The sequence below is a fragment of the Flammeovirga kamogawensis genome, from assembly GCF_018736065.1.
In the GTDB taxonomy this organism is placed as follows: domain Bacteria; phylum Bacteroidota; class Bacteroidia; order Cytophagales; family Flammeovirgaceae; genus Flammeovirga; species Flammeovirga kamogawensis.
The window spans coordinates 1,147,786-1,159,737 of the sequence record NZ_CP076128.1; the positions used below are offsets into that span (position 1 = coordinate 1,147,786).

The 11,952-nt window shown below is 31.2% G+C and carries 12 protein-coding genes; 8 read left to right on the forward strand and 4 right to left on the reverse strand.

What is annotated here, in order from left to right:
- The first annotated feature begins 78 nt into the window (after positions 1-78).
- Positions 79-237 carry a hypothetical protein gene (locus tag KM029_RS04560; protein WP_158631157.1) on the forward strand — a complete coding sequence of 53 codons (159 nt, stop codon included), beginning with the start codon at positions 79-81 and terminating at the stop codon, positions 235-237.
- On the opposite strand, the gene KM029_RS04565 is transcribed toward KM029_RS04560, so the two are convergent.
- Positions 238-2,763 carry an ABC transporter permease gene (locus KM029_RS04565; protein WP_144075590.1) on the reverse strand — a complete coding sequence of 842 codons (2,526 nt, stop codon included), beginning with the start codon at positions 2,761-2,763 and terminating at the stop codon, positions 238-240.
- Between the two features lie 108 nt (positions 2,764-2,871).
- Between KM029_RS04565 and KM029_RS04570 the strand changes: the two genes are divergently transcribed.
- Positions 2,872-4,272 (forward strand): voltage-gated chloride channel family protein, encoded by a 1,401-nt coding sequence (locus KM029_RS04570; protein ID WP_144075591.1) that lies wholly within the window; start codon positions 2,872-2,874, stop codon positions 4,270-4,272.
- Between the two features lie 57 nt (positions 4,273-4,329).
- On the opposite strand, the gene KM029_RS04575 is transcribed toward KM029_RS04570, so the two are convergent.
- Together KM029_RS04575 and KM029_RS04580 are read right to left on the reverse strand one after the other, a co-directional pair.
- Complete coding sequence (locus KM029_RS04575; RefSeq protein ID WP_144075592.1) at positions 4,330-5,178, reverse strand: bifunctional methionine sulfoxide reductase B/A protein; 849 nt, start codon at positions 5,176-5,178, stop codon at positions 4,330-4,332.
- Positions 5,179-5,186: 8 nt separating this feature from the next.
- Complete coding sequence (locus KM029_RS04580) at positions 5,187-5,849, reverse strand: aspartate kinase (protein ID WP_126612648.1); 663 nt, start codon at positions 5,847-5,849, stop codon at positions 5,187-5,189.
- Between the two features lie 154 nt (positions 5,850-6,003).
- Here KM029_RS04580 and dapA point away from each other — a divergent pair, with 154 nt between their 5' ends.
- The gene (dapA, locus tag KM029_RS04585) at positions 6,004-6,927 is read left to right on the forward strand and encodes a 4-hydroxy-tetrahydrodipicolinate synthase (RefSeq protein ID WP_144075593.1); all 924 of its coding nucleotides are present in this window, start codon (positions 6,004-6,006) and stop codon (positions 6,925-6,927) included.
- A 75-nt stretch (positions 6,928-7,002) separates the two neighbouring features.
- Here the strand turns inward: dapA and KM029_RS04590 are convergent, their stop codons facing one another.
- Positions 7,003-8,436 carry a LysM peptidoglycan-binding domain-containing protein gene (locus KM029_RS04590; protein WP_144075594.1) on the reverse strand — a complete coding sequence of 478 codons (1,434 nt, stop codon included), beginning with the start codon at positions 8,434-8,436 and terminating at the stop codon, positions 7,003-7,005.
- 287 nt (positions 8,437-8,723) lie between these two features.
- Here KM029_RS04590 and KM029_RS04595 point away from each other — a divergent pair, with 287 nt between their 5' ends.
- The 5 genes from KM029_RS04595 to KM029_RS04615 all read left to right on the forward strand — a co-directional run bounded on the left by KM029_RS04595 (position 8,724) and on the right by KM029_RS04615 (position 11,925).
- Positions 8,724-9,206 (forward strand): glutathione peroxidase, encoded by a 483-nt coding sequence (locus tag KM029_RS04595; protein ID WP_144075595.1) that lies wholly within the window; start codon positions 8,724-8,726, stop codon positions 9,204-9,206.
- Between the two features lie 174 nt (positions 9,207-9,380).
- Positions 9,381-10,034, forward strand: coding sequence for a hypothetical protein (locus tag KM029_RS04600; protein ID WP_144075596.1), 654 nt, complete (start codon positions 9,381-9,383; stop codon positions 10,032-10,034).
- Between the two features lie 3 nt (positions 10,035-10,037).
- Positions 10,038-10,415 carry a hypothetical protein gene (locus KM029_RS04605; RefSeq protein ID WP_144075597.1) on the forward strand — a complete coding sequence of 126 codons (378 nt, stop codon included), beginning with the start codon at positions 10,038-10,040 and terminating at the stop codon, positions 10,413-10,415.
- A 4-nt stretch (positions 10,416-10,419) separates the two neighbouring features.
- The gene (locus tag KM029_RS04610) at positions 10,420-11,013 is read left to right on the forward strand and encodes a hypothetical protein (RefSeq protein ID WP_394367543.1); all 594 of its coding nucleotides are present in this window, start codon (positions 10,420-10,422) and stop codon (positions 11,011-11,013) included.
- An 81-nt stretch (positions 11,014-11,094) separates the two neighbouring features.
- On the forward strand, positions 11,095-11,925 hold the full coding sequence (locus KM029_RS04615; RefSeq protein ID WP_144075598.1) for a hypothetical protein: 831 nt from the start codon (positions 11,095-11,097) through the stop codon (positions 11,923-11,925).
- Positions 11,926-11,952: the final 27 nt, after the last annotated feature.

The following is an 11,952-nucleotide window of genomic DNA, read 5'->3' on the forward strand; positions in this document are numbered from 1 at the left end:
AGATTTTTGATAAAAAAACATAAATTGCGCTACAACTTTAATCGTGTATAAACATTCCGCTAATAATTAACAAAATAGATGAAAGCAAAATTACTTTTCTTTTTTATAGGGTTATTTTTTTGTGTTGGAGCCCATCACTTCATGTCAGCGAAGAATAAAGTGAATAAAAACAACGAATCTAAACTTGGAGCAATCCAATTACATAATGCAATTGACACTTTAACTATTACAAAATAGTTATTCTTCTTTTAATACAGTAATAGCTGGTACTTTAGAGAGTGACCTCATAAAGAGCACACCAATACTTACTGTCATTCCTATTATTATTATAGATAGTACAAAACTCTCCTTAATAGCAATAAAGAAAGGGATGTCAAATACAAAATAAGCAAGTGCCCAAGAACCTAACCACCCTAAAAGTAAACCGGTAAGGGTTGATAGTGTACCAATAGAAAAATATTCTATGAAGGTGATTCTTACTAGATGTTTTCTTTTAGCACCTAATGCTCTTAAAACTCCAGCTTCTTTTTTACGCTGAAATTTACCTATAGACATTGAGCTCCATAAAACTAAGAAGCCTGTAAAAATACATATTCCACCAAGCCATTTAAAAACAAAAGATACTTGGTCTAGAATATCATTTAGAGATTCAAAGATTAGACCTAAATCAATGCTTGATACATTCGGATATTTAGCCACAACTTTACTCTGTATACTTGCTATGTTATCTTTACCTCTTACTTTAATAGCCAGTACATGAAAACTTGGTGCAGCCTCTAAAACACCTGCAGGAAATAGAACAACAAAATTAGCCTCCATTCTTGCAAAATCTACAGCTCTTACATGAGTAATTTTTGTTGTTAAATTAAAACCCTGAACATTAAAAATTACTGTATCACCAAAAGCTAACCCTGATGATTTAAGATAATTATCTGAAACTGATATTGGTATCATTTCATTTATAGATGAATTTCCTTGCCATTCACCCTCAATAGTTTTTTCATTCTCCTTTAAAGAAGATCTATAAGTCACTCTATATTCCCTATCAAATACATATCTTTTTAATTGTATTGTAGAGTCTAGCATTGCTTGTTTTTTAGTCTTCCCATTTACAGTTTTTAAAGACATCGTTACGATAGGAGCATTTTGTTCTATCTGTATATTTTCTTTTTCTAATAAATTCTTTAAAGATGAAACTTGTGATTTTTGCACATCATATAATACCAAATTTGCATCACCCTCTCCTCCAACATCGGTTACTTTTTCAATTAGAATTGATCTGATAGATACCAAACAAATAATAAGAAAAACTCCCAATCCAATAGTAACTCCTAAAAGTAAAGTTTGATTATTAGGTCTAAATAACTGAGATACACCATACTTTAAACTAAAGCTATACCCAGATAAATCTATCGTTTTAACTACTTTTATTAATAACAAAGCAAGTAGAGTCAAGACAATTATTACACAAAAGATTGATAGAAAGAAAAATAACGATTTTTTAAAATCTCCTAAGAGCCAATAAGAAAATAAAATAACAAAAAGGCTAACTGAAATAATTAAAAGTGCTTTAATTAATTTATTTGACTTAATATCTAAAGATGAGATTGACCTTAGTACATATATTGGAGATACACCCAAAACTTGTAGTAAGGGATACCATCCAAATAAAACTGAAACAAATAGACTTAGGAAAATTCCAAAAACAATTGCCGTTACAGAAAAATTATTACTTATAGAAACCATCAACAAGTCGGAAAATAAAAGAGGAAAGACCAGTTGTGCAAAAGCTCCTATAAATGCTCCAATTACTCCACCAACCAAACCTAGAAATAACACTTGTAAAAAATAAATTAAAAATGTCTCATTAGTTGTTGCTCCTAAACACCTATAAATTGCTACAGATTTTAGTTTCCCTTTTATATAAATAAAAATCCCACTACTTACACCAATACACCCTAACAGAAGAGAGATAAAAGTGATTAATTTTAAGAAAGCATCAATATCATTAAAAAAGCGACCTATTCTTGCTGTGTTATTTTCAATTGTTGCTACCCTTATCCCTTTTTCATCAATTATTTCTTGATTTTTATCTACTAAATTCTGAACATTAAGTGTGTCATTAAAAGCGTAAAAATATCTATAATTCACTCTACTCCCTTTTTGTATAAGTTTTGTGTCTTCTAAATATTTGAACGGAAAATAAACTATAGGTACAGTAGCAGCCATTACAGCACTCTGCCCAATTCCTTTTTTAATTGTTCCTGCTATCTCAAAATTAGCAGCTCCAAATCTCAAGCTATCTCCAATTGCTGCTTCTAACTGATAGAGCACCACACTATCTACAAATACTACTTTTTCTTGATTTTTCCATTTAGACCAAGAAGGTTTAGGATACACCTCTAACTGCCCATAATAAGGAAAACCCAATTCAAGAGCTCGTAAGTCTACTAATCTACTTTTTTCTGTAGATTTTGAAAAAGCCATTGATGCAAAATTAAATTGTTTTACTAACTTAGATTGCTGATGTGAAAAAAGATTAAGAACACTATCTTGAAGTTCATGCGATGACCGTAACTCTAAATCAGCTCCCAAAAGTTCTTTAGCCTGTTTATTTAGATCTTGATTTACATTTTCAGAAAATGTAGTCATAGCTACTAAACTAGCTACACCTACTACGATCGAAAGTATAAAGGGGATAATTTTGCTGATACTTTTTTTTAAGTCTCTAACAGAATGCTTTAAAATAAATTGAAATCTCACAGTTTTTATATAATGAATATCAATAATTGAATTACTTAAACCTTAAAACCCGTTTAACATCAAACAATTATTGATCTTTTGACAAAATAAAATTTATAAAATAAATATATGGCTTTTCTAGGTTATACAAATGATGATTTACCTAAATGGGTAAAAAAAACAGAGCAATTCCCTGTAATTCTCTATATCCTGAAATGGGTTTTAATCGGAACTCTTGTTGGTGGATTAACAGGTATTGGTTCAGCCTTATTCTTGAAAGGTTTAAGTTGGGCAACTGATTGGCGACAAATGCACTTATGGATTATCTATCTTTTACCTATTGGAGGTTTTTTAATTGGTGCTAGTTACTATTATTTTGGTCAAGATGTAGTTAAGGGAAATAATCAATTACTAGAAGAGATTACAAGGCCTAAGAAAATTATACCTCTAAAAATGGCTCCACTTGTTACTATCGCTACTATTGCAACCCACTTATTTGGTGGTTCAGCTGGTCGAGAGGGTACAGCAGTGCAAATGGGTGGTTCTATTGCAGATCAGTTTACTAAAATCTTTAAATTAGATAAATACGATAGAAAAATATTAATTATCTCTGGTATCGCAGCTGGTTTTTCATCTGTTTTTGGAACTCCTCTTGCTGGTGCAATCTTCGGACTAGAAGTATATGTTATTGGTAGAATGAGATATGAAGCCATATTCCCTAGTTTCTTTACAGCTATAGTTGCAAATTACGCTACACATAATCTAGGGCACGTAATTGGTATTCATCATACAGTATATGAAATTCCTATTATACCCGACATGACGCTTACTAATTTAGCATTATGTGTTATTGCAGGTGTAGCTTTTGGATTAACTGGAATGCTATTTTCTAAGGCAAATCACTTTTGGGGAAATTTATTTAAATCTAATATTAAATATGCACCTTTCAGACCAATGATTGGAGGTGTTGTTTTAGCTTTAGGCATAATGGCTATTAACTATAATCATGGTTTAGATTACGCATCTTATGACATGAAATACTTTGGATTAGGTGTACCTACTATTGTTGAGTCTTTTGGTACGCAGATGAATTGGTATGATTTCTTAGTTAAGACACTAACTACTTCATTTACATTAGGTGCAGGATTTAAAGGTGGTGAAGTTACCCCATTATTTTATATTGGATCTACACTTGGTAGTTACCTTTCCACACACATTTCGTTACCTGTTGCCTTGTTAGCAGGTATGGGTTTTGTTGGTGTTTTTAGTGGTGCTACAAATACACCAATGGCTTGTACAATGATGGGTATAGAATTGTTTGGAGCTCCTGCAGCTGTATTTATTGCGGTTTCTTGTATTACTGCTTATATGTTTTCTGGACATACAAGTATATACTCTTCTCAAATTGTTGGTAGTCCAAAACACATTAATAATGATAGCGAAAAAGGAAACACTCTTTCAGAAATTGATGTTATCCGAGCTGCTGAAAAGGAACACATTAAAAATAGAGAAGAATCTGATGAAGAATAATTATTCTTTATAAAAGAAACGAGGCTATCTTTTTTATTAAAGGTAGCCTCGTTGTTTTTAAAAGCGTTTTGTATAAATATGGCAATACGGTTTCCCTGCCGTTTTTTCATAATAATCTTGATGATAATCCTCTGCTTCCCAAAAAGTTAATTCAGATGCATCTGTTAAAGTTGTAGCAACAGCCAATCCTTGTGCTTTAAGTTGTGCAATAAGTATCTGTGCTTTTTCTTTCTGATCATCATCAAAATAAAATATTTCAGATCTATATTGAGTTCCAATATCAGGGCCTTGCTTATTTATTTGAGTTGGATCGTGCGTTTCAAAAAATAATTTTGCTAAGTAATCGTAGCCAATTCTATCAGAATCATATACAATTTTAACAGCTTCTGCATGCCCTGTTTCACCAGAACATATTTCTTCATAAGTAGGGTTATCTTTTGTTCCCCCTATATAACCAACTGTACTAGACATTACCCCTTTTGTTCTTAAAAAGTAATATTGAGTACCCCAAAAACATCCAGATGCAAAAATAGCCACCTTCGGACTAACAGCTTTAATACCTTTAAAATCAAGAGAAATAGAATTTACACAATGTCTAACATTTTTTTGTGTTAGATTTTCATTTTCAAATACATGTCCTAAGTGTGCATCACAAGAACTACAAAGAATTTCAGTTCTTTGTCCATCAAGATCTGTCACTCTTTTAATCGCTCCATCAACTTCATCATCAAAGCTTGGCCATCCACATCCTGATTCAAACTTATCCTCAGATTTGTATAATGGTGAAGAGCACTTTTTACATACATAAGTACCAGGCTCATCGTGTCTGTTGTATTTTCCAGTAAAAGGACGCTCAGTTCCTTTATTGATAATTACCCACTCTTCAAATGGAGTTAATTTTTTCATAGCGATTGTTAATCATTTACTAGGTTGTGTAATAATCCGAATGTTCTATTTACATCTTTCTTAGCTAAAATCAATGTAAATTCATTGGTTGTTGAAATTACTTCAACAATATTTATACCTTCCCAGGCAATCTTTTTCAATAAATAGTAATAGATACCCGGTACAGATGTATTGTCTTGTGGTAAACGCATAGTTAATGAGGCAAGATTTTCTTTTTTACTGATGATATCTTCACCTGCAAAAATTGAAATTAACTGATCCATCATTTTTTTACTCGTTACCAAATTAGTTTCATATACTCCTTTTGATGAAGCTTGAAAAACATCTTTCTCACCTTGAATAACTTTTAAAAGCTCTTGTTGTTTTCCTAATAATGTAGGAGAGTTTTTAAAAGTATAATCTACTAAATCTGAACGTACTATAATTTCCCCCATTTTCTTGAGGTAATTTAAAACTTCATGTTCAATATCTAGCTTAGAAAGTTTAGGACGTAAACGTTGGATAGCCATTACAACCCCTCCTATTTGAACGTCTTTCATCAACTTATCTTCTACCTCTGGCATTATCTGTCTTGCCAAACCTGTATAATTAACTATTCCATCTACAATAGCCTCTTCCAGGAAAGGAGATTTACGTACAATTTCTTCTACAGCTTCTGCAATTGTGATCATATATTTACGTTTATTATTAATTCAAGTTATAAATATAACAACTTGTTACGAAAAGGTTTTCTTTTTATTGTAAATTTGTGATAGAAATCGTTCTACTTATTTTTGTATTATTAGAAATAAGTAGAAAAACACAAACATATAAAGATATATAGAAATGGAAGCGTTTATTGGACAAGGCATAGCACTAGTTACACCATTCACTACAGAAGGTACAATAGATTTCCCTGCATTAAAGAGGTTACTACAACATACTAAGGATGTTGATTATTGGGTTGTAAATGGTACGACTGCAGAAAGTGCAACGCTGACAAAAAACGAAAAGCTTCAAGTTTTAAAGTTTGTTCAAGAAAATAATCCTACTAAAAGACCTATCATGTTTGGTGTAGGTAGCAATAACACTGCTGAAGTCATTGAGCAATTAACTACATGGGACTTAACTGGAGTTGATGCTATATTATCTGTTTGTCCATACTACGTTAAGCCTTCACAAAAAGGTATTATTGCACATTATAGTGCAATTGCTGATGCTTCTCCTCTACCAATTCTTTTGTACAATGTACCTAGTAGAACTGCTGTAAATATGTCAGTAGATACTATTGTTACATTATCAGAGCATAAAAATATTTTTGGTGTAAAAGATGCAGGTGGAGATTTAACACAAGCAATGCGTGTGATTAGTCATACTCCTGATGAATTTTTATACATCTCTGGTGATGATGCACTAACAGTTCCAATTATTTCTATTGGTGGTAATGGTGTAATTTCTGTACTTGGAAATGCTGTTCCTCAAGAATTTGGTAGTACTGTAACAAATGCTCTTAACGGAGACATTAAAGCTGCTACAATGCAAATGTCAGAATTATTAGACTTTACTGATGCATTGTTCGAAGAAGGTAATCCCGTAGGTGTTAAAGCTGCTTTAGAAATTGCTGGTATTTGTGGTAAAGGTGTTCGTTTACCTTTAGTAGAAGGTTCTGAACTTCTTTGTTCTAAATTATCAAGTATGTACGAGAAAATTAAAATTTCAAGTAGAAAATCAGTTTTTGTGTCAAACTTTGATGCAAGACATGCAATATAAATTGAGAAGTCTCTCCATAAAAAAAAGCATCTTAGAAATTATCTAAGATGCTTTTTTTATGGATTCTATATTTTACTATGATCTAATATATACTCTCAAATCCTGACCAGGCTGAAGAATATCTGATGATAAATCATTTAGTTTTCTAATATCTGCTGGTTGTATATCATATTTATTAGATATAGTACCAATACTTTCTCCTGGTAATACCTTATGATTAAAAAATAAAGCTGGAATTCCAATTTTTACAATTTCTGTATTTTTTAAAATCCTATCCATATTTAGTGCTTTACCTTTTTCATCTAAAACATTTTTCTCTGGCACATGGTAATGGTTGGCAATACTTATCACTGTTTCACCAGAAACACATGAATGTTTTGTCCAGAACAAATCTTTTTTATTATCATTCAAGGCAGAAATTTGCCCCATAATGTAACCGTTTAATTGTTCGAGCCTAGCAGTTTGTTTAGGCGTGAGGGTCATTGTTCTTTGAGATTGCTCAATTAATGTAATGCCTTCTTTCAAACGTTTAATAGCTTCAGTATAATTCTTAAGCTGTCCCATTTGAGCTAATATAGCTGATTCCACTTTTTTAAATGCAGCTTCATTTTCTACATCTTGTGGAGTTACTATTTCAGTATCTGTAGGTGAAGAAACAACTTCCTCAGGTTTCTCATGCTCATCTGATGTGAATAAAGAAAAGATGGAAGAGAAAAATAAACCAAGTATAAAAAATAAAGATGCTATTATAGAATACCTCAATTGATTCTTCTTTGATAAACCTCTTTTCTTATTTCCTACAGGACCAGATTTTCTTTTTAAGCGTGTTGCTTTTACAACTTCTTCATTTTTTTCTACAACAACTTGCTGATTACTCTCTAGTTCAGCATCTATCATTTCAACCCGTTTGGTTGCATTTGTTATACCTACTTCTGCAGCACGTGCAAAAAACTGTCTAGCTTGTTCTTTATTCTGAAATGTTCCCATTCCCTTTTCACACATGTCTCCTAATAAATAGAGCATATCTCCATCTAAAAGTAAATCGTCGGCATAATCGTAAGCTATTGCTTTAAAAGTTTCATCATAAAGTCCTTGACTATATAAACTCTTAATATCTAAAAGCTTTTGAGTTCTATCTAATTCCGGTAAACGAAGCACATATAACAACTCTTTTTCAAGTTGTTTCAATTTATCTTCATCTACTTCTACCATTATTTCTTTCACCTTATTCTGAACATCATCAGAATAGTTTTCTAACATTCTAATAGTATACTGAGACGAGCCGTAAACATAAGAATCTGCATTATCTGAAGTTCCTTCAAAAGAGAAAGTCGTTCCAACTTCAAAAGAGTCAACGGGCTCCTTTTCGATTATTCTAGGCGATAAATCAGAAATAATGATAACTTCATCTTCATCAAGTTTACCAAAAAATATTTTACATCTATCCCCTATTACTATTGGAGTTTCTCTATTAAAATGATAGCGTTCTTGAAGTTCCTGTATTGTCATAATAAATACTTAATAACTTATGCTTAAAAGCAGTTTATATGAGTTATATAAATCTAATCTACTTAAATTTTTATTTATTTAGTAATTCTAAAGTACGAATTTAATAAATCAATTTTTTTTTAAGAAAGATGCTTAAACAAACTACTGCCAATAAATGTTTAGATTATATATTAAACAATTGATACACATGATAAAGAATATTTAAACTATTAAATGATTGATTATTCATTAATATGTTATCATATTTGACTAAAAGTAATAAAACATCATTATAAGTATATTATACAATGAGCGCACAATTCTATTCGTATACTGCTAATACTTCTGCAGGTAACGAAGTATCAATGGATGATTTTGAGGGCAAAGTAATTTTAGTAGTTAATACTGCAACGCAATGTGGGTTAACTCCTCAATTTAAAGGGCTAGAAGAATTATACATAAAATATAAAGATAAAGGGTTTGTAATATTAGGATTCCCATGTAATCAATTTGCCAACCAAGAACCTTTGAGTAATGAAGAAATGGCATCTACTTGTGAGTTAAATTTTGGTGTAACTTTCCCTTTATTCCAAAAGGTAGATGTAAATGGTAGTAATGCACACCCTATATTTAAATATCTAAAAGATGCCTTACCAGGAACATTATTTAATGGCATTAAATGGAATTTTACTAAGTTTTTAATTGGTAAAGATGGTAAGCCTTTAGAAAGGTTTGCACCAACAACAACTCCAGATAAAATAGAAAAGGATATTATTAAAGCACTCGCTTAATTCCTTTTTAACAAAATGGTTCTTGTAGAAAGAAACAAAGTACTATTATCGGTAAATCTTATTTTTTTGTAAATGAGTCGTAATAATACCATGTTCTCTGCAAGAATCATTTTTTTTTGATGAATATACCATAAATTGAAAAAAATTTTAATTGGATATATTTAAACGTCAAAAATGAACAAATCATCAATTTTTACAGTCTTGCTAATGGCTTTAGTGATGTCAGTTTCTTTCACTGGTTGTAAAAGCCAAAAGAAATTAGCAGCTGAACAAGCTCAACAAGAATTACTAGCAAAAACTCAAAAAGCACAAGCAGACCTACAAGCTATGGTAGGAAAAGAATACACTTCACTTGAGGAGTTATCTGCTGATGAGGCAAGATTAAATGAGATTAAATCTTACAATTTATCAGATGCTGAAGTGCAAGATTTAGTTGCAAAAGTTGATGCAAACCTTGCTACTCAACGTGAAGCTTTAGAAGCTAAATTAGCTGAAGAGCAAAAAGCAAAAGAAGCTGCAGAGAAAGAAAAAGTTCAAGAAGCTCAAAAAAGAGACATCTATTATCTATTAGATAATATCACAGGTTCAGGATCTTCTCAAGAAGCAAACTTAATGATTACAGAAGCACTAGCTTTATTTGCATCTCCAGATGTTCCTGTTTTAATTGAAGTGTATAATGACGGTGATATTGTTGATTACGACAAGCCTACAACTGCTCAGAAATACCTTGATTATTTAAAGGATGTAAAACGTAATCCTGATCAAATAAAAGAATTTAAAAAAGATAGTAACGGTAAGATTACTGAACTTATTCTTAAGAAAAGATAATTAATGAAATCCTCTAAACTCTTCGTTCTTTTAACTTTCTTCATATACTTTAGTAGTCAAGTAATAGCCTATGCTCAGACAGAAAAAGAAGATTTGGCCATACAACTTAATAGCCTTATTAAATCTTTGTCTGATAGGAAAACGCCTCCAGTAGAGGTAGGCAGGTTAATTGATTATGCTTCTACTTTCTTTACCAACTCTGCTAAAATTGAGGTTGATTATATTAACCCTAATATAGAAGGTAATGAATACAAGCCTCGAAAATACTTTTTTAGAATAAGTAAGATGGGTGAAAATATGATAATTATAGACCCTGAAAATATTTGGGGGGTAGATAAAAAAGGACGAATTACAGGATTAACAGTAACTGAAAATTATTGATATAATGAAAACAGCAAAATATTTAAGTGTTTTATTTTTGTGTTTGATTGGTCTTCAGGTATTTGCACAAGATGCTACTAAAGAAGAACCTCCAATGCCCCCTGCAAGAAAAGCAGCAATTGATTCTTTAGCCTTAGAAAAAGTACACGATTTAAGTAAATACATCAGTAAAATTGGTGATAAAGAAACTTCTTTTTCAGAAGCTAATAGGGTAATTGAAAGAGCTTTAGAACTTTTTGTTGAAGATGCTCAAATGGGTGTTTCAACTTTAGGAAAAAAACAAATTAAATACTTCGGTATCCGTAAATATTTAGAAAGACTAAATAAATTAAACTATAAATCTGTTAATATAGATTGGTTTGATATTCAGTACATTTCTGATTTAGAAAAACAACCTGATGGTAGATATGTTGGTGTAATCACTATTTATCAAAAATTTACAGGTGTTACTGAAGATGGTTTAGTATATAAAGACGTTACTAAAAAAGACATCACTATTTATGTTGAGCGTAAGACAACACAAATTGGTGGTAGAGAAATTGGTTTCTGGGATGTCCTTTTAGGCGATATCAGAGTTTCTGAAACGAAAAAAGGTTAATTTATATAACTCATAAAAGCTTGATTGGTATGATATTATCTCTTTAGGTAAACATATCAATCAAGCTTTATTTATTATTTGATGAAGAAAATAGTATTTACGCTGTTAATTTTTTGTTGTGGAATCTCACTTTCACAAGCACAACAAACAATAGGCAATTATAAAGGAGATGAATCTAAACTGTATGCTGAAACCAAACAGTTTACCCAATTTATCAAACGTTTTAACAACGAAGAAGACCGCAATGGTCAACCCTATTCTACAGGCTCTTATAAATACCGTGAAAATAATTACCGTAAAAAATATTTAGAAATTCTTTTTGATGGCGAGAACACTAGTATCTCTAAGCAAATGAAAAAGAATTTCATTGATGAAATCACAAACAAAAAATCTCCTAAATATATTGAAAAACACCAAGGAGGTTACTTTGCTGAAGTTTCTACTAGATTTCTATATAAAGGTAAAAACACAGATGTTACCTTATATATGCAATTAGAACAAGATAGCTTAGGATATAAATGGTCTATTTCTGATGTCTATTCAAAACAGTTACAAGGCTTATTTGAAAATAACGATCCAAAAAAGAATTTCCTGCACCCTATGAGTCATGAAATTGACTTTATGAATTTACATAGAGCTTTTGGTGATAAAGATGAAATTGAAGACTACGCCTACAAAGGGCATGAAATTGACTATATAAGTATCCTTTTCTATTTATTAAAAACTGGTGACTTAAAATTTGTAACAGTTACAAATGTTCGATTCCATATTTTCCAAATTGAAAATTGGTACTTCACTGTAGAAAAATTTGAACGAGATTCATACAATTCTGGATGGCTTATTTCTTCACTGATGCCTTTAAAGCCAACAGATATTGAAACCATGCGAAGATACGTGCTACACAAAAAATAGTCGTTATCTTTGTCTACTATAAAATTG

Bases quoted from the DNA above. Each gene is read 5' to 3' on its own strand.
- KM029_RS04560 (WP_158631157.1), top strand. From the start codon at position 79: ATGAAAGCAAAATTACTTTTCTTTTTTATAGGGTTATTTTTTTGTGTT.
- KM029_RS04570 (WP_144075591.1), top strand. From the start codon at position 2,872: ATGGCTTTTCTAGGTTATACAAATGATGATTTACCTAAATGGGTAAAA.
- KM029_RS04575 (WP_144075592.1), bottom strand. From the start codon at position 5,178: ATGAAAAAATTAACTCCATTTGAAGAGTGGGTAATTATCAATAAAGGA.
- KM029_RS04580 (WP_126612648.1), bottom strand. From the start codon at position 5,849: ATGATCACAATTGCAGAAGCTGTAGAAGAAATTGTACGTAAATCTCCT.
- dapA (WP_144075593.1), top strand. From the start codon at position 6,004: ATGGAAGCGTTTATTGGACAAGGCATAGCACTAGTTACACCATTCACT.
- KM029_RS04590 (WP_144075594.1), bottom strand. From the start codon at position 8,436: ATGACAATACAGGAACTTCAAGAACGCTATCATTTTAATAGAGAAACT.
- KM029_RS04595 (WP_144075595.1), top strand. From the start codon at position 8,724: ATGAGCGCACAATTCTATTCGTATACTGCTAATACTTCTGCAGGTAAC.
- KM029_RS04600 (WP_144075596.1), top strand. From the start codon at position 9,381: ATGAACAAATCATCAATTTTTACAGTCTTGCTAATGGCTTTAGTGATG.
- KM029_RS04605 (WP_144075597.1), top strand. From the start codon at position 10,038: ATGAAATCCTCTAAACTCTTCGTTCTTTTAACTTTCTTCATATACTTT.
- KM029_RS04610 (WP_394367543.1), top strand. From the start codon at position 10,420: ATGAAAACAGCAAAATATTTAAGTGTTTTATTTTTGTGTTTGATTGGT.
- KM029_RS04615 (WP_144075598.1), top strand. From the start codon at position 11,095: ATGAAGAAAATAGTATTTACGCTGTTAATTTTTTGTTGTGGAATCTCA.